Source organism: Amycolatopsis sp. NPDC114504 (assembly GCF_055633595.1).
Genome location: NZ_JBVKDU010000002.1, coordinates 605464 through 625977 on the forward strand (window position 1 = coordinate 605464; position 20514 = coordinate 625977).

Below are 20514 nucleotides of genomic sequence, written 5' to 3' on the forward strand. Positions count from 1 at the left end.
GGGACCTGAGCCCCATCGGCGCGCGCCGAGGCGCGTCAGCCGAAGATCTTGCCGATGCCCCACTTGAATGCCAGATCGAGCACGCTGACGAGGGCCACCATGAACACCACGAAGGCCAGCACGACCGCCGTGTAGGTGACCATCTGCTTGCGGTTCGGCCAGATGACCTTGCGCAGCTCCGCCCACACCTCGCGGATGAAGCGGACCAGCCGCGCGAACACCGACGCCTTCTTCGGCTTCTGGTCCCGCTTCGGGGTCGGAGCGCCCTTCGCGTCGGAGGCGGACTTCTCCCCCGACTTCCCGGCCGGCCGGGACTTGTCGTCCGCACGTGCCGCGGACTTGCCCGCCGGACGAGCGGTCGCACGTCGCTCACGCCTGGCAGCGGCTGTGACGGGACGGGACGGGCTCTCGGGCTTCTGCCCGCTGCCGTCCTGCTCCTGCTCGCCGCCGCTGGCGTCGCTGTCGCTCACGACCACTCCTCTGCTCCACCAGTTCCGTTACGCAGGGGTGACAGGACTTGAACCTGCAACCTGCGGTTTTGGAGACCGCTGCTCTGCCAATTGAGCTACACCCCTTTGGAGCCCCGATCGCTCGGAGCCCCGGAGGACGCATTCCATCGTCCCCACCATCCAGGCGGGGATGACCGTAGTGCGTTCCAAGTCCCGAAGTCTACGGCAACCCCCGTGAGAGCCCGCAACCGCGCCCCCCGATCGACCGCCGCACCCCGGCCGGCCGACGGAAAACTCCCCGCCGACCACCCGATCATGCCAGGATGTCCGCCATGACGAGCATCCCGGGGTGTGACTTCCGGAGCTTCACACCCGGGCCGGCCGCTCCGCCACGTCCGTCCGTCGTGGACCGGTGAGCGGGATGCGGCTCGGGCTGGCGCTCCCCCAGTACGGCACCCTCGCCGACCCCGCCGCCGTCGCGCGCTTCGCGACAGCCGCGGAGGACCTCGGCTTCGGCTCCTTATGGGTCGGCGACCGGATCCTGACGCCGCACGAGCCGTCCGACCTGTACCCGGGCGGCGGGACGCCGGAGCACCCGTACCCCAAGGAGTTCGAGACCTTCGCGGACCCGTTCACGACGCTCGCGACCGCGGCCGCCGTGACCCGCACAGCCCGCCTCGGGATGAGCGCCCTGACCGGCCCGGTCTATTCCCCGGTGTTGCTCGCCCGCGCCCTGACCTCGCTCGACCTCGCCAGCGGCGGACGGCTGGACGTCGGCTTCGGGGTCGGCTGGCTGCGCGAGGAGTACTTCGCCACCGGCAAGTCGTGGGAGGGCCGCGGCAAGCGGCTCGAGGAGCTGCTCGACGCCCTCGAGGCGCTGTGGACCGGCGATCCGGTCGAGCACGAGGGCCCGCAGTGGCGGATCGCGCCGTCGACGGTCGGCCTGCGCCCGGCCCAGGACCCGCGGCCGCCGGTGCTGCTCGGCGGGTTCTCGCCGCCGGCGCTGGCGCGGGTGGGCCGGCGGGCCGACGGCTGGCTGGCCGGCTGGATGCCGAAGCAGTACCTGAACGACCTCTGGTCGGTCGCGCTCGAAGCGGCGGAGAAGGCCGGGCGCGACCCCGGCACCCTGCGGCGCGTGCTGCGGATCAACCCGCGCGCGGGTACCGGGGTCGACACGGTCGCGGACGTGTCGCCGTGCCTGGACGTGGCCCGCGAGCTGGGCATCACGGAGGTGCTGGTCGACCTCCACTACGTCGCCAAGGACGTCGACCACGCCCTGGAGCTGGCGGCCGAACTGGCCGTCTGAGGCCTCAGCTCTCGCTGTCGGCGAGGGTCGCGAGTGCCCGGGCCTTGGCGGCGTACTTCCAGTTCGCGAGGTCGCGAATGGTCTTGATCTTCAGTTCGGCGAGCAGTTCGTCGTGCTTCGGCGTGAGCCCTTCGAGCGCGGACGGCGGCGCGTCCAGCAGCTCCTTGATCGACTTGTCCTCGTAGGCCTTGTCGACGAGCTTGTTCAGGTTCAGGCTCACTTGCTTTCCTGCCTTTCTCACCGGACAACATCGGACGGGCCCACCCTCGCTGTGATCCGCGTCTCGCGCAACAGTCAATACCTCGTTCAGGTTTTCCCTAGTCACCCAGATCGACGCGGTCGAAACCGTCCGGAGTTCGGTAGAAACGTAGGGTGGCGAAGAACAGCGGGGGCGGCTGCCTCGTCGTCGTACTCGTGGTCGGGCTTCTGGCTTACGGCTACTACAAGTGGGATCACGGATCGTCGTCCGCGCCACCGGCTGGTGCGGCGACCGGGGACGGCAGCGGTCGCTACGTCGCGCTGGGTGACTCCTACACAGCCTCGCCGCGCACCGGGAAGAACGTCGGGACGCCGCCTGGTTGTGACCGGTCCGATGACAACTACCCGCGGCTCGTCTCGGCTGATCTGAAGCCGGCCGAGTTCGATGACGTCAGCTGCAGTGGGGCTACTACCGCCAACTTGACCGCTTCTCAGAAGACCGGCAACGGCTCCAACCCGCCTCAGTTGGATGCCGTGACCGCGAAGACGACGCTTGTCACGCTGGGCATCGGGGGGAACGACATCGGGTTTCTGTCGCTGGCTTCTTCCTGTGCGACGGCTCATCGGTCCGGGTCACCCTGCAAGGACAAGCTGACCGCTGGTGGGCGTGATCAGCTCGCTGAACGGATCGATGCCACTGCGCCGAAGGTCGGTGCTGTGCTCGATCGGATCCACAAGCAGGCTCCGAAGGCGAAGGTCGTTGTTGTCGGGTATCCGTCCGTGCTGCCCGATGGGGATGGGTGCTGGCCGGTGCTGCCGATCGGGGCTGGGGATGTTGCTTACTTCCGGGGGGCTTTGGGGAAGTTGAACAAGATGCTCGAGGATCAGGCTGATGGTCATTCGGCTGGGTATGCCGATACCGCTACGCCTGGTAAGGGGCATGATGTTTGTACGGCTTCGGATACCCGGTGGGTCGAGGGTGTGATTCCCACCCTGCATGGGACCGCTCTGCATCCCAATGCTCGGGGGGAGCAGGGGATGGCTGATGCTGTTCTGGGGGTTTTGAAGCTGTTCTAGGCCTCCGGCACCCCGAAGCCCTCATTGTGACTACGGCCGGCGCGACCGCGTCAAGGCGGGAAAGATGCCTTGACCCGGTGGCGGCGGCCGTGTTGTGGCTTCGGATCGGGGTGCTGGGGGCGGTCTGGGTTCGCGTTGCCCTCTTTGTGCTGCCGTCTTACGTGCGCACCAGTGCCTGGGGCTTGCCTAGGACCGTCTTGCCGTCGTACTTGACCACCAGGTCGATGCGGGCTGTGCCCTCGTCGTCTATGGCCGCTACCTTGCCGGTGATCTCCACCAGGGCTCCCTCGGGTGTGTTGGGGACCACTACCGGGCGCGTGAAACGCGCGCTGAAGTCCAGCAGGCGGCCTGGGTCGCCCAGCCAGTCCGTCACCACCCGGCCGGCCACCGCCATCGTCAGCATTCCGTGGGCGATCACGTCCGGGAGCCCTACCTCCTTGGCGAAGGCCTCGTTCCAGTGGATCGGGTTGAAGTCCAGGGCCGCTCCCGCGTAGCGGACCAGCTGGTCGCGCGTGATCCTCACCTCGAGGGTGGGCAGCTCGTCGCCGGTGTTCACGCGCTCTCCCCTCGCACCACTAGCTGGGCCTTCGTCGTCGCGATGTGTGCGCCTTCGGCGTCCGTTATCTCCGCGCGCAAGTTGATGAAGTCGTTGCCCGCCCTGGCCATGATGCGGTCGATGTGCGTGGTCAGCAGCAGCTTGTCGCCTGCGTGGGCCGGGCGGCTGTACGTGAACTGCTGGTCGCCGTGGACCATCCTGGAATAGTCGAGGCCCAGCTCGGGGTCCGTGACGATCGAGTTGATCGATGCCAGGTTGATGATCGTGAGGAACGTCGGGGGCGCGATCACGTCCGGGTAGCCGGCCGCCTTCGCTGCCTCCGGGTCGCGGTAGACCGGGTTGTCGTCGCCGATCGCGTCGGCGAACTCCCGGATCTTCTCCCGGCTCACTTCGTAGCTGGTCTGCGGCGGGTACACCCGCCCGGTGAACGACTCGTCCAAGGGCACCCGGAGAGGCTACCAACAGCAGAAGAGCCGCCCCGGTGGTCCGGGGCGGCTCTTCGAAAGCTGGTGTGAACGCGCTACGTCAGCGGGTTTCCTTGTGCGTCCGGTGCGTACCGCAGTTCGGGCAGAACTTCTTCATCTCCAGGCGATCCGGGTTGTTGCGCCGGTTCTTCTTGGTGATGTAGTTGCGGTGCTTGCACTCTTCGCACGCCAGCGTGATCTTGGGTCGCACGTCGGTGGCAGCCACAGCGTTTCCTTCTCTCTCAGGTCCCGGGGGCCAGCCCCAGTCGTTACCGCGTAGCGGTGGCCGGACTTGAACCGGCGACACAGCGATTATGAGCCGCTTGCTCTGCCAACTGAGCTACACCGCCCTTACATGACCCAAGCCGCGACACGCAGGCGTGACGCGGCTGAGGTCGTGAGCCCCTTTACGGAATCGAACCGTAGACCTTCTCCTTACCATGGAGACGCTCTGCCGACTGAGCTAAAGGGGCCTGGCCTCTCGCGAGGACTTGGAAAGGTTAGCAAGCCCTGTCACCCGCCCGTGCAACCGGGGTCCCGTTAGCACAAAACCTCAGGTCAGCAGCGTAAGCACGGTCTCGGAGTGGCGTCCCGGCGAGCGCGCCGTGCGGGCCTGCAGCCACGCCTCCAGGCGGTCCTCCGGCAGCGGCCGGGAGATCAAGTAGCCCTGGGCGACGTCACAACCCATCGCCTCGAGCTGGTCTCGCGCCACGTCTTCCTCGACGCCCTCCGCGACCACCGTCAGGCCGAGCGAGTGGCCCAGCTCGACGATCGACCGCACGACGGCCAGGTCGCCGAGGTCGGTGCCCATGCCGAGGACGAAGCTCTTGTCGATCTTGACCTGGTCGACCGGCAGCTGCCGCAGGTAGGCCAGCGACGAGTAGCCGGTGCCGAAGTCGTCCACCGCCAGCGTGATGCCCAGCGAGTGCAGCTCGCGCAGGATCGGCAGCGCCTTCTGCGGGTCCGACATCACACCGGACTCGGTCAGCTCGAACGTCAGGAGCTCGGGCGGGATGCCGACGCGCTCCAGCTCGCGGGCCACCTTGTTCGGGAAGTCCTCGTCGGCCAGGTTGCGCACCGACAGGTTGACCGCCACCGAGATCCGCAGGCCCTCGTCGAGCCACTTGCGGCAGCGCTTGAGCGCCTCGCCGAGCACGAACGACGTCAGCACGCCGATCAGGCCGGCCGCCTCGATGGCCGGGACGAACTCGTCCGGGCCGAGCCTGCCGAACTCCGGGTGCACCCAGCGGACCAGCGCCTCGACGCCCTGGACCTGGCGGTTCGGCAAGGTGATCTTGGGCTGGTAATGGACGCTGACCTGGCCGTCCTCGAGGGACTGCCGGAACTGCGTGACCATCTGGAAGCGGCGCAGGAAGATCTGGCCCATGCTCGGCACGTACCCGCGGACCTCTTCGCCACCCTTGGTAGCGCGAACAGCGACATCGGCGCGCTGCAGCAGGCCTTCGATGTCCACGACGTCGCCGGACTCCTCGGGCGTCGTCGTCGCGTAGCCGATCATCGCGTTGGCCTCGACCGACAGCCGGTCCACCGGGTACGGCGCGGACAGCTCCTCGCGCAGCCGTTCCGCCGCCGCGTGGGCGTCCTCGGGCGGGCAGCCGACGAGCAGCGCCGCGAACGACGCGCCCTCGAGGCGGGCGAGCGGGACGTCGGGGCCGAGCGCGTCGCGGATGCGGCGGCCGGCGGCGATCACCATCCGGTCGGCCCAGGCGTAGCCCAGCGCGTCGCTGACCGTCGAGAAGACGTCGAGGTCGATCCGCAGCACCACGGCGTTCGCGAAGTCCCGCAACGGTTCCTTCGCCACCTGCCGGAAGCCCGGCCGGTTGAGGTGCCCGGTGAGCGGGTCGTGATAGGCGTCGTGGCGCAGCGTCGCGAGCAGGCGCCGGTTGTCCAGCGACGTCGCGAGGTGGCTGGCCATCGTGCCGAGCAGCTGCACGTCGTACTTGCCGAACCCGCGCCAGCGGGACAGCCGGTCGTGCGCCTCGACGACGCCGAGCAGCTGGTTCGCGCTGCGCAGCGGGACGACGAGCGCCTCCTGCGCGCCGCGGTCGAGCAGCGCCGCGCGGACGTCGGGGTTGGCCTCGGTGATCCGGAAGTGCCGGACGTGCGCGCCGGGCAGGCGCAGCAGCGGGTCGTCGGCGGCCGGGTCGGCGGGCGGCAGGTCGTCGCCGGCGACGACCACGCGCATGGTGTCCTTCGGCTCGAGCCGGAGTCTCAGCACGACGCGGCCCGCGGCCAGCTGGTCCTTGATGCGCTCGGCGATCGTGGCCCACTCGCGGACGTCGACGCCGCCGACGAGCTCGTCGGCGCGGCTGGCCGGACGCGCCGCCGCCTGCTGGCCGGAGCGGGCCACCATCAGGCTGACGTCGGAGAGCGCCTCCATGTCCCGCTGCTCGCGCAGCAGGTCGGAGTAGGCCCAGTAGAGCGCGGTCAGGCCGAGGAACACGGCGAGCACCAGCGGCCACGCCTTGGGCGTGTTCGAGATGACGAGGTAGCCGGAGAGGCCGACGGACGCGTTGACGAAGCCGACGACCAGGATCCGCGCGGTGAGCCGGACCGCGGTGCTGACTCGCATGCGGCGCCGCAGGACGCGGACGGCGGCCAGCGCGAGCAAGGTACTCACCAGCGGCGCGGTGAGCGTGCCGGCCAGCGCGGCGACCCACGGGATCTTGTCGCCGACGCCCGCGCCGACGGCGTACTTGACCAGCCCGGCGACCGCGAAGGCACCGGTGATCTCGAGCAGGAACGCGCCCGCGTTGTAGAGGACGCGGCCGGCGACCTTGCGCGCGAGCAGCGTCCCGATGCCGGCGACGAGGTGCGCGGCCAGCACGACCTCGAACGGCGCGACGAAGAACCCGATGACGAGCGGGATCTCGGTGAAGGAGATGGTCCACGAGATGCCGCTGCGGACGTCGACGTTGATGCCGAGCTGTTCGGCGAGCAGGAACGCGACCGCGAGCACCGGCCCGATCCACAGCAGCCTGCTGTCCCAGTGGAACGGCAGCCAGGACCCGACGGCGAACGCGGCGACGAGCCCGATGCTCAGGACGGCGAAGGTGTACGCGCGGAACCGGCGCTCGTCGGTGCGAGCTTCGACGGAAACGGGCGGTGTCCCGGAAGCGGCTCCCGGCCCGGGCTGCGCCTGTGCGACGGCGTCGCCGTGGGCGTTGGTGTCCGGCATCCGACCTTCCCTCCCGGCTTGTCCACCGGTGCTGATCCGTGACTTCGGGTGTGGACAAGGGCCATACCGTACCCCGTAGGGCGTACCCGCGTCCCTTTCGAGACAGTAGGAGATCACCCCAGGGTTAACAATGCCTCGATGGCGCTGACCTGCGTGGACCAAGGGGTGAAACATTGGGGGGTGGCGAGCAGGGGTGGTTCTCTTCGCACGCCAGTCCGGGTAGCGCTTCAATGTGCCCATGCACAGCGACGTGATTGCCACCGACCACGCGGCGCGGCTCGCGGCGGCGGATCCCCTGCTCCCCGGTTCCTCTCCCTTCGAAGCGGCCGAAAGCGCCGCGGTGCTGGAGGTCTCGACCGCCGGTTCGGCCGCGTCCGGGCTGGCCTCCCGCATCCAGGTCGACCAGGACGCCCCGAACGCGCCGTGGCGGGCGCTGACCGAGCACCGGCTCGACCTCCAGCTCGCCGGCCCGCAGCCCGCGGCCGCCCTCGACGCCCTCCTCACCCGATGGGATGAACATCTGCGCGCGGTCGCCGAGCGCGGCGACACCGAGACCGCCGCGATCGTCCCGCGCGCCAGCCGGGACGCCGCCGGCACGCGGGAAATGCTGCACCACGGTTTCGCGCCGCTGCGCGTGATCGCGGTCCGCCCGGCCGAGCGGATGGACCCGGTGGGCCCGCGCGGCACCCCCGGCGTCAAGATCCGCCGCGCCGAGCCCGGCGACCTCGAGACCGTCGTCTCGCTGGGACTCGAACTGCACTCCTTCGACGCGCAGTACGGCACGGTCAACCTGCGCAAGGGCGTCGAGGACATCATGGCCAAGGACCTCGCCGAACAGCTGAACCGCCCGGAACCGCCACTGTGGATCGCCGAGCTGTACGGCCGTCCGCTCGGCATGGTGAACGTCCAGCACCCCGGCGAGACCGGCTGGATCAGCGACCGCGTCGCGGCGGACCGCGTCGGCTACCTGTCGTCGCTGGCCGTCGCGAAGGAGGCGCGGTCGTCCGGTGTCGGTACCGCGCTCGCCACCCACGCCCACCACGTCCTGGACGAAGAGGGCGCCGACGTCGTCCTCCTGCACCACGCGGCGGCGAACCCGCTGTCGACGCCGTTCTGGTACGCGCAGGGGTACCGCCCGCTGTGGACGTACTGGCAGCGTCGACCAGCCGTTCGGTGAACGACTGGCGGATTACCCCTGGTCTCGAGTCCTTATAGGCTGGCTCCCGGAGCAGCGAGGGGAGCCGGAAGTGACCGATCAGCGGGATTCCGCGCCGAGAGCACCCGAAGGCGTCGACACCGAGAAGCCGTCCGCGGCCCGGATCTACGACTGGTACCTGGGCGGCACGCAGAACTGGGCCGTGGACCGCGAGTTCGGCCGGCGCATGGAGCAGCAGTGGCCGCTGGTGCGCCCCGGCTCGAAGCAGAACCGCGAGTTCATGAACCGCGCGGTGCGGGCGGCGCTGCGGGCCGGCATCCGGCAGTTCATCGACCTCGGCTCCGGCGTCCCGACGGCCGGCAACGTGCACGAGGTCGTCGAGGCCGAGCTGCCCGAGGACCACGACGCGACGGTCGTGTACGTCGACTACGAGCCGGTCGCGGTCGCGCACGCGACGCTGATCCTCGAAGAGGAGGCGGCGACGGACTGGGCGGGCATCGTCCAGGCCGACATGCGCGACGCGAAGGCCGTGCTGCGCGCCGAAGAGACGAAGCGGCTCATCGACTTCTCGAAGCCCGTCTGCCTGATGATGATGGCGGTGCTGCACTTCGTCGGGCCGGACGACGACCCGATCGGCCTGCTCAAGGCGTACCGGGACAAGCTCGCGCCCGGGAGCTGGCTCGCGATCTCGCAGATGAGCGAGGGCGACGGGACCGGCGAGACCCTGGCCGGGCTGCGCTGGTTCGTCGAGCAGTACCGCAAGACGAGCAACCCGGTGTGGCTGCGCGACCGCGAGGAGATCGAGCCGCTGTTCGGCGACTGGCCGCTGCTCGAACCGGGCATCGTGCACCTGCCGGACTGGCGGCCCGACCGGAAGCTGAACGCGCTGGAGGCGGAGGCCCGCCCGTACGCGTGGTGCGGTATCGGAGTGAAGCCAGGCCGCTGACCTGCGGTTTCCCTGATCGCTGTGGGCGAACGCACCATCGGAAACAAACGCACCCATCGGAGAGTTGAGCTAGGCAGACTCAACTACACGAGGAGTGCACATGTCCGACACCCGCCTCCTGCCCGTGCTCCCGCTCGATGACGACGTCGTGCTGCCGGGCATGGTCGTCCCGCTCGACCTCACCGACACCGAGACGCGAGCCGCGGTGGAGTCCGCCCAGGCCAACACGCCCAGCCAGGCGTCGTTCCCCGGCATCCGGTCGACCGGCACCGCCAAGGCCGAGGTCCTCATCGTCCCGCGCGTCCACGGCGAATACGCCGAGTTCGGCACCGTCGCGACGGTCGAGCGCATCGGCCGCGTGCCCGGCGGCAAGGCCGCCGTCCTGCTGCGCGGCACCTCCCGCGCGGTCGTCGGCCGGATGGCCGACGGACCCGGCGCCGCCCGCTGGGTGCACGCCGAAGACGCCACCGAGACCACGGACGACCGGACCGCGCAGCTCGCGGCCGAGTACAAGGCCGTCGTCATCTCGGTCCTCCAGCAGCGCGGCGGCTGGCAGCTGATCGACGCCGTCCAGCAGGTCGAAGACCCCTCGGCGGTCGCCGACCTGTCCGGCAACGCGCCGTACCTCGACACCGAGCAGAAGCTCGAGCTGCTGACCGCGCTCGACGTCAGCGCACGCCTGGAGAAGGCGCTCGAGTGGAGCAAGGAGCACCTCGCCGAGCTCGAGGTGACCGACACGATCCGCAAGGACGTCGCCGAGGGCATGGAGAAGCAGCAGAAGGAGTTCCTGCTGCGCCGCCAGCTCGAGGCCATCCGCAAGGAGCTCGGCGAGCTCGACGGCACCACTGACGAGACGGACTACCGCGCCCGCGTCGAAGGCGCCGAACTGCCTGACGCCGTCAAGAAGGCCGCGCTGGCCGAGGTGGACAAGCTGGACCGCACGTCCGAGCAGTCCCCCGAGGGCGGCTGGATCCGCACCTGGCTGGACACCGTCCTGGAGCTGCCCTGGAACGAGCGCACCGAGGACAGTTACGACATCGCCGCGGCGCGGGCCGTGCTGGACGCCGACCACGCCGGCCTCGACGACGTCAAGGAACGCATCATCGAGTACTTGGCCGTGCGCAAGCGTCGCGCGGAATCGGGTCTCGGCCCGGTCGGCGGACGCCGGTCCGGCGCCGTGCTCGCCCTCGCGGGCCCTCCCGGGGTCGGCAAGACGTCGCTGGGTGAGTCCGTCGCGAAGGCGATGGGCCGCAAGTTCGTGCGGGTCGCCCTGGGCGGCATCCGCGACGAGGCGGAGATCCGCGGCCACCGCCGCACCTACGTCGGCGCGCTGCCCGGCCGGATCGTCCGTGCCATCAAGGAAGCCGGCTCGATGAACCCGGTCGTGCTGCTCGACGAGATCGACAAGGTCGGCGCCGACTACCGCGGCGACCCGACGGCGGCGCTGCTCGAAGTGCTGGACCCGGAGCAGAACCACACGTTCCGCGACCACTACCTCGAGGTCGAGCTGGACCTGTCCGACGTCGTGTTCCTGGCGACGGCCAACGCGCTCGAGACCATCCCCGGCCCGCTGCTGGACCGCATGGAGCTCGTCACGCTGGACGGCTACACCGAGCACGAGAAGGTCACCATCGCCCGCGACCACCTGCTCCCCCGCGAGCTGGAGCGAGCCGGCCTGGCCACGGCGGACGTGGTGCTGACGGACGCCGCGTTCAGCCGGATCGCGGCCGAGTACACCCGCGAGGCGGGCGTGCGCGACGTGAACCGGACCATCGCGAAGGTGCTGCGGAAGATCGCGACCAAGGTGGCCTTGGACGAGGTCGCGTTGCCGCTGTCGATCGACGCTCCCGACCTTCCGGACTACCTGGGCCGCCCGCGGCACGTGCCGGAGTCGTCGCTGCCCGCGTCGACCCAGCGGACCGCGACCCCGGGTGTGGCGACGGGCCTGGCGGTGACGGGTGCCGGCGGTGACGTCCTGTACATCGAGGCGTCGCTGGCGGACAAGGAGTCCGGCGCGTCCGGGCTGCAGCTGACCGGCCAGCTCGGCGACGTGATGAAGGAGTCGGTGCAGATCGCGCTGTCCTACCTGCGGTCGCACGGCGCGGAGCTGGAGCTCCCGGTGGGCGACCTGCGCGAGCGCGGCATCCACGTCCACGTCCCGGCGGGCGCGGTCCCGAAGGACGGACCGTCGGCGGGCGTGACGATGACGACGGCGCTGGCATCGCTGCTCTCGGGCCGGGTGGTCCGCGCGGACGTGGCGATGACGGGCGAGGTGTCCCTGACCGGCCGAGTGCTCCCGATCGGCGGCGTGAAGCAGAAGCTGCTGGCGGCCCACCGGGCAGGCATGAAGACGGTGATCATCCCCCAGCGCAACGAGCCGGACCTGGACGACGTCCCGGCCGAGGTGCTCGCCCAGCTGGACGTCCACGCGGTGGCGAACGTCCGCGAGGTCTTGGACCTCGCCTTGACGCCGGCTTCGATGCCGGTTTCCCAGGCGGCGTAACCCCGAACGCCGCCCCCCGGACGGCCGGTTTCCCTCTCCCCCAAGGGAAGCCGGCCGTTCTCCCCACAAAAAAGGCCCCGTGATCTGAACTCGGATCACGGGGCCTTGACTGTGGCGGGTGAGGGATTCGAACCCCCGTAGGCGTAAGCCAACTGGTTTACAGCCAGTCCCCTTTGGCCACTCGGGTAACCCGCCAAGACCGGTCGTACCGGCCGGAAAGAAGCTTACCCAACGGCTCCCGGTGAGGGTCAACCGGGATACCCGGGGCTAGGCTGGGTGGCCCCTGACTAGCGAGTACGAGGTGTGAGGACACGTGGCGGATCCCTCTTTCGACGTCGTGAGCAAGGTCGACCGCCAGGAGGTCGACAACGCGCTGAACCAGGCGAGCAAGGAGCTGGGCACGCGCTTCGACTTCCGCGGCACGGGCACGACGATCAACTGGTCCGGCGAGGAAGCGATCGCGATCGAGTCCGAGACGGAGGAGCGCGCGCTGGCCGCGGTCGAGGTGTTCAAGGAGAAGCTGATCAAGCGCAGCATCTCGTTGAAGGCGTTCGAAGCGGACGAGCCGGCCCTGTCGGGCAAGATCTACAAGCTCGGCGGCAAGATCATCCAGGGCATCGCCTCGGACAAGGCGAAGCAGATCGCCAAGTTCATCCGCGACGAGGGCCCGAAGGGCGTCCAGGCCCAGATCCAGGGCGACCAGCTGCGGGTGTCGGGCAAGAAGAAGGACCAGCTGCAGGACGTGATCGCCCTGCTGAAGGGCAAGGACTTCGAGATCGCGCTGCAGTTCACCAACTACCGGTGACTTATCGTCGTTGACCTGCGGGTATCTGGTTTCAGGTGCCCGTGGGTACAACGGCGGGCGGGCGGGCCTGCGGATCCGCATCTTCAGCACGGCCGACGTGGACGCCGTGCTCCAGCGAGCCGAGCCCGGATCGACCCTGCGCGACTCGCCCGCGATGCCGCGGCGCCTCGGGCTCTCCTCGGTTGATCTCCCTAGAGGATCAAGGTGGCCGCCCGGTTCGGGTAAGCGGGCGATCCGAGAAGAGATGTCCTCGCCGGACGGGCAGGTCTCCGAGATGGCCGGCGGGGCTCGTACGTTGCGTCCGTGGGTGACCAGACGGCATCTCGTCGACCTCCCAGAGGGCTATCACGCCGCGGCAAGGGGCAGTTTCGGAGCTTGGTCACGGTCGGCGCGAAGGTGCCCCTTGACCCGGCGTGATCGGGCTGCGCCAGGTCGACGAGATGCCGAGAGGCCACCCACTAGTCAAAGTGGAGGGTCAACAACCCCGCGACGCCCGCTCAGGACGGTGTCACCGTCCAGCCGGCCTCATACCCGTCCACCCGCAGGTAAGCCGGCCCCCGGACCTCCTTCTCCACGTCCACGTCCCCGATCTCGTTGACCAGCAGGTCCTTGAAATCCTCCGCATGCACCCACAGCGCGACGTTCCCTCGGGTCTTCGCCGTGAACTTGACCTTCGCGATCCCCTCCGGGATGCGCAAAACCGCGTCACCCTTACCCGACGAGGGCGCGCCCGGTGCCGCCGTCGGAACGCTCCGGTGATCCGCGATCGTTGCCGTCCACGCCGCGTTCGCGAGGACCGTGATCTTCGTCGTCGGGCGGTCCGGGTCCGTGTTGAGCCACGTGGTGCCCTTGTACTTGCCGATCGCGTTGACCAGGCTGAACTCGCCGCCGTCGGTGCTGATGATCACGTTCGCCGAGCACTTCGGGCAGTCGAACGTGAAGAAGCCCAGCTGGTCCGCCGGCCACGTCACGTCGAACTGGCCCTCGCCCTTGCCCGTGTGCGTCTCCGTCGGTACGTCGCGCACCGCCGGGGCCGCGGACGTCGTGGGCGGCTGCGGCACTGAAGCCGACTCTGACGTCGGCGCCCCGACGATCGTGCCGAACCCCGTGTCCGGTGCGCACGCCGATACCAACGCCACCAGCAGCAGGCAGGACAGCCGGAGCTTCATCGTTCCCCCTCGGGGCCACCAACCGGCCCCCTGGTGATCTTTCGGCGGCCTTTGCCGGAGCGTTACGTAACCGGTCACCCGAAAGCGCTCAGCAGCTCCCTCGAACGCGCGAATGCCCGTGTGACTGTCCACGAAGGACCGGGCCCGCGTGCTGTAATCGCGCGGTCACCGCTTGGAGAGGGTCAGGATGCGCCGTTCGCTCGCCTTCGTGCTGTCACTCATCGTGATCTGCGCGACACTGACCCCCGCGAGCGCCGCCGAGCGCAAGCTGCTGCTGCCCGGCCTCGGCTCCTACGCACGCCTGGTCCGGCTCGACCACTCGATCTTCGGCCGCGGGCACATCATCGCCGCGCTGACCAGCGAAGACTCCAGCGGCAAGTTCACGCCCGTCCTGGAGAGCACCGACGAGGGCGCGACGTTCCACCAGATCGGCGCCATCCACGACCCCGACGGCCGGTACGGCATGTGCTGCGGCACCCTCTACGAACTGCCGCAGCGGGTCGGGCGGCTCCGCGCGGGCACCCTGCTCTGGGCCGCTTCCTACCGGCAGGACGCCGGGGCGCAGCGGCGCGTCGGGATCAAGGTCTGGGCCAGCAAGGACGGCGGCCGCTCGTGGGTCTTCCTGTCCGAGGCCGCGCGCTCACACAACATCGACGGCGTCTGGGAGCCCGAGTTCACCATCGACGCCGGCGGCACGCTCTGGCTCCACTTCGCCGACGAGACGCAGGCACCGAAGTACGCGCAGGTCCTCAACCGCGTCGCCTCGACCGACGGCGTGAACTGGGGCACCAAGCAGCTCACCCTGGCCATCCCGCCGGACCGGGTCCGGCCCGGCATGCCGATCATCCGAAGGCTGCCCGACGGCCGCTACTACTTCGCCTACGAGATCTGCAACTTCCGCGACCGCTATTGCGACCCGTACTTCAAGATCTCGCCCGACGGCGCCAACTGGGGCAGCCCCACCGACCCCGGTACGCGCGTCAACACCGCGAACGGCAACTACTTCCAGCACGCGCAGACGATCACGCTCTTCCCCGGCGGCCCCAACGGCGTCCGGATCGTCATGGTCGGGCAGATCTACACCAACGCGAAGGGCCAGCCGCAGCCGAAGAACGGCCAGGTGCTGCTGGCGAACGACAACTTCGGCAGCGGCAACTGGTACGAGCTGCCCGCCCCGGTGCACATCACCGGCATCTACAACAACTTCTGCCCGAACTACTCCTCGACGGTGCTGCCGGTCGACGACGGCAAGAACGTGCTCGAGATCGCCACCGAGTGGCTCAACGGCCGCTGCGCCGCGTACTTCGGCAAGGGACCGGCCTTCTGACGCCGGGCCCTGCCCGTAGGGTGGCGGGGTCTTGGCCGCGGAGAGGGAGGCAGTCCATGAAGGGCATCGTGCTGGCCGGAGGCAGCGGGACACGCCTGCACCCGATCACCCAGGCGGTGTCGAAGCAGCTGCTGCCGGTCTACGACAAACCGATGGTCTACTACCCGATCTCGGTGCTGATGCTGGCCGGGATCCGCGAGATCCTCGTCATCTCCACCCCCGCCGACCTGCCGATGTTCCGCAAGCTGCTCGGCAACGGCGACCAGTTCGGCGTCTCGTTCTCCTACGCCGAGCAGCCCAGCCCGAACGGACTGGCCGAGGCCTTCGTGATCGGCGCGGACTTCATCGGCGACGACGACGTGGCGCTCGTGCTCGGCGACAACATCTTCTACGGCCAGGGCTTCTCCGGCCGCCTGCAGCAGGCCGTGCGCGACCTCGACGGCTGCGTCCTGTTCGGCTACCCGGTGAAGGACCCCGAGCGCTACGGCGTCGGCGAGGTCGACGCGGCCGGCAAGCTGGTCTCCATCGAGGAGAAGCCCGCGAAGCCGCGCTCGAACAAGGCGATCACCGGGCTGTACCTCTACGACAACGAGGTCGTCGACATCGCCGGCGCGTTGACGCCGTCGGCTCGCGGCGAGCTCGAGATCACCGACGTCAACCTCACGTACGTGCGCCAGGACCGGGCGGCGCTGGTCGACCTCGGCCGCGGCTTCGCCTGGCTCGACACCGGCACGCACGACTCGCTGCTCGAAGCCGGCCAGTTCGTGCAGGTGCTGGAGCACCGCACCGGCGTGCGCATCGCGTGCCTCGAGGAGATCGCGCTGCGGATGGGCTTCATCACCGCCGAAGAGTGCTACGCGCTGGGCGAGAAGCTGGCGAAGTCCGGCTACGGCGACTACGTGAAGGCAGTCGCCGCGGCCGCGGGAGCTTCGGTCTAGAACAGCTGCTCGCGCAGTGTCGGCCCGGCGTACTCGGTGCGGAACACCCCGCGTTCCTGCAGGTGGGGGACGACTTTGTCGACGAACTCGTCGAGCCCGCCCGGGGTCAGGTGCGGCACCAGGACGAACCCGTCGGCCGCGTCGGACTGCACGTACTCGTCGATCGTCGAAGCGACCGTGGACGGCGTGCCGACGAACTGCTGGCGCGCGGTGACCTCGATCACCAGCTCGCGGATCGAGAGCTTCTTCTCCTCCGCGAGCGCCCGCCACTTGCGTGCCACCTGCGCAGGATCCTTCTCGTGCCGCACGCGGCCCCAGGTCAGCGGCTCGGCGGCCGGGTCGGGGTCGACCTCCGGCAGCGGCCCGTCGACGTCGTAGTCCGACAGGTCTCGGCTCCAGACCTGCTCGAGGAACTGGATCGCGGTCGCCGGCCGGACCTGCTGGAGCCGGATCTCGCGCGCGTACTCTTCGGCTTCGGCGTCGGTGTCGCCGAGGACGAACGTCGCGGCCGGCATGATCAGCAGCTCGCCGTGCTCTCGGCCGTACGCGGCCAGCCGCCGCTTGACGTCGTGGAAGAACGCCTGGCCGTCTTCGAGGGTGCCGTGGCGGCTGAAGATGACGTCGGCGGCTTTCGCGGCGAACTCGCGGCCTTCGTCGGAGTCGCCGGCCTGGATGACGATCGGCTGCCCCTGCGGCGTGCGCGGCAGCGTGAACTCGCCGTGGATGTCGAACTGCGGTCCACTGTGGACGAACTTGCCGGGGTCGCGGGCGAAGACGCCGTTCTCCTTGTCCCCCACCAGAGTGCCGGGCTGCCAGCTGTCCCACAGCTCGCGCACGGTGGCCAGGAACTCCTCGGCTCGCGCGTAGCGGTCCTCGCGCTTGAGGAAGCCGCCGCGGCGGAAGTTCTCGCCGGTCCACGCGTCCGGCGACGTCACGACGTTCCACGCCGCGCGCCCGCCGGAGAGGTGGTCGATGCTCGCGACCTGGCGGGCGACCTCGTAGGGCTCGTTGAACGTCGAGGACAGCGTCCCGGCCAGCCCGAGGTGCGTGGTGACGGCGGAGAGCGCGGCCAGCACGGTGGTCGTGTTGGGGCGCCCGACGACGTCGGAGTCGAGGATCTTGCCGGCGTGCTCGCGCAGCCGCAGGCCTTCGGCGAGGAAGAGGAAGTCGAACTTGCCGCGCTCGGCCGTGCGCGCGAGGTGCTCGAAGGACGCGAAGTCGATCTGGCTGCCCGACGCGGGATCGCTCCACACCGTCGTGTTGTTGACGCCGGGGAAGTGCGCGGCGAGCTTGATCTGCTTGGTCATCTCAGGCTCCCGGGGTGACGGCGTAGGCGTTGACGGCCCGGCCGAGGCCGAGGTGGTCGCGCAGCGTCGTGCCGCGGTAGCCGGTCCGGAAGGCGCCGGCCGCCCGCAGCGCCGGGACGACTTCGCCGGCGAGCAGGTCGAGGTCGTCGGGCAGGACGGCGGGCCGCAGGTGGAACCCGGCGACGCCGGTCTCGGCGGCCCAGCGGGGCAGCTCGGCGGCCAGCTGCGCGGGGGTGCCGACGAACGACAGGCCGACGGGCTCGAACGGGACCAGGGCGTCCAGCTCGTGCTGCCGGTCGCGGGCGCCCTGCTCGGTCTCGGCGAGCACGATCGACACCGTCGCGAGGACCTTGGCACCGGGGAACCGGGCGGCCGCGGCACTCACGGCGTCGAGGTGGTCGGCGCGGGTGATCACCAGGTCGGCGCCGACCGCGTGCGGCGAGTCGCCGTAGACCGCGGTCACCGGGTGGCCCTGCGGCGGGCGCGGGGTGATCGACGGGCCCTTCACGCTGAAGAAGCGGCCCTCGAAGTCGACGTAGTGCAGCTTGTCGCGGTCGATGAACCGGCCGGTGGCGGCGTCGCGGATGATCGCGCCGTCCTCCCAGCTGTCCCACAGCCTGGTGATGACGTCGACGACCTCGGCGGTCTCGGCCTCCGCGTCCTGGGGTGAAGGAGCCGGGCGACGGCCGAAGTGCGCGGCCTCGGAGGCGGTCAAGGACGGGACCGCGAGCACGCCGGCGCGGCCGCGGCTCGCGTAGTCCAGGGTCGCCACCGACGTCGAGACGTGGAACGGCTCGGTGTGCGTGGTGGTGACCGTCGGGACCAGGCCGATCCGGCTGGTCGCGGGCGCGATGGCCGACAGCGTGAGCAGAGCGTCGAGCCGCCCGCGCACGACGCCCTCGCCGCCGGACTGCAGCGCCAGCGAGTCGTCGAGGGTCACGAAGTCGAGCGAAGCGGCTTCGGCCAGCTTCGCGTACTTCAGGTTGTGGCCGGAGGTGAACAGCGCGGCGGGTTCGGCCGCGGACACCCGCCAGGCGGCCGGGTGGAACCCGGCCCCGTCGATGGCGACGCCCAGATGCAGCTCTGCGGAGACCATGCCCTGAGAACTTCTGGGACGAAACCCGGATTCCCGCTCCCACCAGCTGGGATCAGAACCGGCGCCGGGCCATCTCTTCGAGCCGCGCGATGCGGTCGGCGATCGGCGGGTGCGTCGAGAACAGCTTGCTCAGGCCCTCGCCCGGCCGGAACGGGTTCGCGATCATCAGGTGCGACTGCGACACGAGCTGCGGCTCGGCGACCAGCGGCCGCGCCCGCGTCCCGGCCTCCAGCTTGCGCAGCGCCGAGGCCAGGCCCAGCGGGTCGCCGGTCAGCTCGGCGCCGGACGCGTCGGCCTGGTACTCCCGCGACCGGCTCACACCCATCCGGATGACGGCCGCCGCGATGGGCCCGACGAAGATCAGCATCAGGCTGACCAGCGGGCTGCCGTCGCGGTTGTTGCCGCCGAAGAACAGCGCGATGTTCGCGAGCACGCTGATCACGCTGGCCAGCGCGCCGGCGACGCACGAGATGAGGATGTCGCGGTTGTAGACGTGGGACAGCTCGTGGCCGAGCACGGCCCGCAGCTCGCGCTCGTCCAGCAGGTCGAGGATGCCGGTGGTGCAGCAGACGGCCGCGTGGCGCGGGCTGCGGCCGGTCGCGAACGCGTTGGGCGCGACGGTCGGGCTGAGGTAGAGCTGCGGCATCGGCTGGCGGGCGACGTGCGCGAGCTCGCGCACGATCCGGTACATCGCCGGCTGCTCGACCTCGGACACCGGCCGCGCGTGCATCGCGCGCAGCGCCAGCTTGTCCGAGTTGAAGTACGCGAAGGCGTTCATCCCGAGCGCGACGACCAGGCCGATGACCAGGGCGCCGCGGCCGAACAGGCCGCTGATCGCGATGATGATCGCCGACAGCAGACCGAGCAGCATCGCCGTCTTCAGTCCGTTCTGGTGCCCGTGCACGCGCTCGCCTCCGTCCGCTCTGGAAGTGGGTTACCCACAGGAAACAACGCGATCGGGGGACGCGAAGTTCCTTCACGTGATGATCGCGCGGGTTAGGCTCGGGAGGCGAGTCGATCACGAGCGGAGGCGCGGATGCGAGGTCGCCCGATAGGCCGGCGGACCCTGTTCGCCCTGGTCACGGCCGGTGCCGGCGCACTGGTCCTACCCGGGGTCGCGCGGGCGGAGGACGTCCGGTCGATCGAGCTCGGCGGGGCGCCCACCGCGGTCACGGTGAACCCGGTCACCGGGCTCGCGTACGTCACGGATCCCCAGGCCGGGACGCTCACGGTCATCGACCCGCGCACCGCCGCGGCCGGTGCGGTGATCAGCGTCGGCGGCGCCCCCGGTGACGTCGCGGTGGACACGGCGACCAACCGGATCTACGTCGCGAACCCGCCGGCGGGCACCGTCGTGGTGCTCGACGGCCGCACCCACGACCTGGTGAGCGTGATCGGCGCGGGGGCCGGCGCGTCCGCGCTGGCCGTGGACGAGCAGGCCAACCGCGTCTACGCGGCCAGCGGCGGCACCGGCACGCTCGCCGTGCTCGACGGCGTCAGCTGCACGCTCGCCGCGCTCGTGCCGGGCCCGAAGCCGAGCCTCGGCGGGGTCGCGGTCGACCCCGGCCGCAAGCTGGCCTACTGCACCAGCACCGGCACGGACTCCCTGGAGGTGTTCTCCATCGACACCGGGAAGTTCGTCGCCAGCGTGAAGGTCGGGGCGCGGCCGACCGCCGTCGCGGTGCACGCCGGGAGCGGTTCGGTGTACGTGGCCAACTCCGGCATCCACCACATGTCCATTGTGGACGCGGCGACGCACACCGAGCGCAAGACCGTGTTGCTGCGCAGCGAATCCTCCGCGCTGGCCGTGCACCAGGGCACGAACACCGTGTACACCAACGGCGGCCAGAACGGGGTGAGCCGGATCGACGGCGCGAGCGGGACGCTGACCGGCGAGCTGTCGCTGGGCGTCAACCCCGGCGACGTCGCGGTCGACCAGCGCACGCGCACGGTGTTCGTCACGGATCCCTTGCACGGCAGGGTTTCCCTCATCCGGGATTTCTGAGCACCCGGCTGGG

The 20514-nt window shown here is 70.0% G+C and carries 19 protein-coding genes and 4 tRNA genes; 9 read left to right on the top strand and 14 right to left on the bottom strand.

The window, feature by feature from the left end:
* Nucleotides 1-35: 35 nt before the first annotated feature.
* Complete coding sequence (secE, locus tag ACZ7PG_RS14570; protein WP_470239554.1) at nt 36-476, bottom strand: preprotein translocase subunit SecE; 441 nt, start codon at nt 474-476, stop codon at nt 36-38.
* A gap of 26 nt (nt 477-502) precedes the next feature.
* Nucleotides 503-575: transfer RNA gene (locus ACZ7PG_RS14575), tRNA-Trp, on the bottom strand.
* Between the two features lie 295 nt (nt 576-870).
* Between ACZ7PG_RS14575 and ACZ7PG_RS14580 the strand changes: the two genes are divergently transcribed.
* Nucleotides 871-1755, top strand: a complete 885-nt coding sequence (locus tag ACZ7PG_RS14580) for a TIGR03619 family F420-dependent LLM class oxidoreductase (RefSeq protein ID WP_470240761.1) — start codon at nt 871-873, stop codon at nt 1753-1755.
* A 4-nt stretch (nt 1756-1759) separates the two neighbouring features.
* Here the strand turns inward: ACZ7PG_RS14580 and ACZ7PG_RS14585 are convergent, their stop codons facing one another.
* Nucleotides 1760-1975, bottom strand: a complete 216-nt coding sequence (locus tag ACZ7PG_RS14585) for a hypothetical protein (RefSeq protein WP_470239555.1) — start codon at nt 1973-1975, stop codon at nt 1760-1762.
* 152 nt (nt 1976-2127) lie between these two features.
* Here ACZ7PG_RS14585 and ACZ7PG_RS14590 point away from each other — a divergent pair, with 152 nt between their 5' ends.
* A complete protein-coding gene (locus ACZ7PG_RS14590) occupies nt 2128-3030 on the top strand; it encodes an SGNH/GDSL hydrolase family protein (RefSeq protein ID WP_470239556.1) in 903 nt (300 codons plus the stop codon).
* A 157-nt stretch (nt 3031-3187) separates the two neighbouring features.
* Here the strand turns inward: ACZ7PG_RS14590 and ACZ7PG_RS14595 are convergent, their stop codons facing one another.
* The 6 genes from ACZ7PG_RS14595 to ACZ7PG_RS14620 form a co-directional block, all read right to left on the bottom strand.
* Complete coding sequence (locus ACZ7PG_RS14595) at nt 3188-3586, bottom strand: MaoC family dehydratase (RefSeq protein ID WP_470239557.1); 399 nt, start codon at nt 3584-3586, stop codon at nt 3188-3190.
* Nucleotides 3583-4032: a MaoC family dehydratase N-terminal domain-containing protein gene (locus tag ACZ7PG_RS14600; RefSeq protein ID WP_470239558.1), complete on the bottom strand. Its 450-nt coding sequence runs from the start codon at nt 4030-4032 to the stop codon at nt 3583-3585. The genes ACZ7PG_RS14595 and ACZ7PG_RS14600 overlap by 4 nt, the downstream gene beginning before the upstream one ends.
* A 79-nt stretch (nt 4033-4111) precedes the next feature.
* Nucleotides 4112-4276 (bottom strand): 50S ribosomal protein L33, encoded by a 165-nt coding sequence (gene rpmG / locus ACZ7PG_RS14605; RefSeq protein WP_005152047.1) that lies wholly within the window; start codon nt 4274-4276, stop codon nt 4112-4114.
* Between the two features lie 51 nt (nt 4277-4327).
* Nucleotides 4328-4400 (bottom strand) — tRNA-Met (locus ACZ7PG_RS14610).
* Between the two features lie 50 nt (nt 4401-4450).
* Nucleotides 4451-4523, bottom strand: a tRNA-Thr gene (locus tag ACZ7PG_RS14615).
* Between the two features lie 80 nt (nt 4524-4603).
* Nucleotides 4604-7249 carry a putative bifunctional diguanylate cyclase/phosphodiesterase gene (locus ACZ7PG_RS14620; RefSeq protein WP_470239559.1) on the bottom strand — a complete coding sequence of 882 codons (2646 nt, stop codon included), beginning with the start codon at nt 7247-7249 and terminating at the stop codon, nt 4604-4606.
* Between the two features lie 238 nt (nt 7250-7487).
* Between ACZ7PG_RS14620 and ACZ7PG_RS14625 the strand changes: the two genes are divergently transcribed.
* The 3 genes from ACZ7PG_RS14625 to lon all read left to right on the top strand — a co-directional run bounded on the left by ACZ7PG_RS14625 (nt 7488) and on the right by lon (nt 11854).
* Nucleotides 7488-8426 (top strand): GNAT family N-acetyltransferase, encoded by a 939-nt coding sequence (locus ACZ7PG_RS14625; protein ID WP_470239560.1) that lies wholly within the window; start codon nt 7488-7490, stop codon nt 8424-8426.
* A gap of 70 nt (nt 8427-8496) precedes the next feature.
* Nucleotides 8497-9351, top strand: coding sequence for an SAM-dependent methyltransferase (locus ACZ7PG_RS14630; RefSeq protein ID WP_470239561.1), 855 nt, complete (start codon nt 8497-8499; stop codon nt 9349-9351).
* A 100-nt stretch (nt 9352-9451) separates the two neighbouring features.
* Nucleotides 9452-11854 carry an endopeptidase La gene (gene lon, locus ACZ7PG_RS14635; protein WP_470239562.1) on the top strand — a complete coding sequence of 801 codons (2403 nt, stop codon included), beginning with the start codon at nt 9452-9454 and terminating at the stop codon, nt 11852-11854.
* 112 nt (nt 11855-11966) lie between these two features.
* Here the strand turns inward: lon and ACZ7PG_RS14640 are convergent.
* Nucleotides 11967-12049: transfer RNA gene (locus ACZ7PG_RS14640), tRNA-Tyr, on the bottom strand.
* A 118-nt stretch (nt 12050-12167) separates the two neighbouring features.
* Between ACZ7PG_RS14640 and ACZ7PG_RS14645 the strand changes: the two genes are divergently transcribed.
* Nucleotides 12168-12659, top strand: coding sequence for a YajQ family cyclic di-GMP-binding protein (locus tag ACZ7PG_RS14645; protein ID WP_470239563.1), 492 nt, complete (start codon nt 12168-12170; stop codon nt 12657-12659).
* Nucleotides 12660-13156: 497 nt separating this feature from the next.
* On the opposite strand, the gene ACZ7PG_RS14650 is transcribed toward ACZ7PG_RS14645, so the two are convergent.
* On the bottom strand, nt 13157-13828 hold the full coding sequence (locus ACZ7PG_RS14650) for a hypothetical protein (RefSeq protein ID WP_470239564.1): 672 nt from the start codon (nt 13826-13828) through the stop codon (nt 13157-13159).
* Nucleotides 13829-14015: 187 nt separating this feature from the next.
* On the opposite strand from ACZ7PG_RS14650, the gene ACZ7PG_RS14655 reads away from it, so the two are divergent.
* On the top strand, nt 14016-15155 hold the full coding sequence (locus ACZ7PG_RS14655) for a sialidase family protein (RefSeq protein WP_470239565.1): 1140 nt from the start codon (nt 14016-14018) through the stop codon (nt 15153-15155).
* A 56-nt stretch (nt 15156-15211) separates the two neighbouring features.
* Nucleotides 15212-16093, top strand: coding sequence for a glucose-1-phosphate thymidylyltransferase RfbA (gene rfbA, locus ACZ7PG_RS14660; protein WP_470239566.1), 882 nt, complete (start codon nt 15212-15214; stop codon nt 16091-16093).
* Here the strand turns inward: rfbA and ACZ7PG_RS14665 are convergent.
* From ACZ7PG_RS14665 to htpX, 3 genes are read right to left on the bottom strand one after another with little or no spacing between them, the layout of a single operon-like run.
* Nucleotides 16090-17400 (bottom strand): NtaA/DmoA family FMN-dependent monooxygenase, encoded by a 1311-nt coding sequence (locus tag ACZ7PG_RS14665; RefSeq protein ID WP_470239567.1) that lies wholly within the window; start codon nt 17398-17400, stop codon nt 16090-16092. The two genes, rfbA and ACZ7PG_RS14665, sit on opposite strands and share 4 nt — an antisense overlap.
* A 1-nt stretch (nt 17401) precedes the next feature.
* A complete protein-coding gene (locus ACZ7PG_RS14670) occupies nt 17402-18496 on the bottom strand; it encodes an LLM class flavin-dependent oxidoreductase (RefSeq protein WP_470239568.1) in 1095 nt (364 codons plus the stop codon).
* Between the two features lie 52 nt (nt 18497-18548).
* Nucleotides 18549-19400, bottom strand: coding sequence for a zinc metalloprotease HtpX (gene htpX / locus ACZ7PG_RS14675; RefSeq protein ID WP_470239569.1), 852 nt, complete (start codon nt 19398-19400; stop codon nt 18549-18551).
* Nucleotides 19401-19532: 132 nt separating this feature from the next.
* Between htpX and ACZ7PG_RS14680 the strand changes: the two genes are divergently transcribed.
* Nucleotides 19533-20501, top strand: coding sequence for a YncE family protein (locus tag ACZ7PG_RS14680; RefSeq protein WP_470239570.1), 969 nt, complete (start codon nt 19533-19535; stop codon nt 20499-20501).
* The last annotated feature ends 13 nt before the right edge of the window (nt 20502-20514 follow it).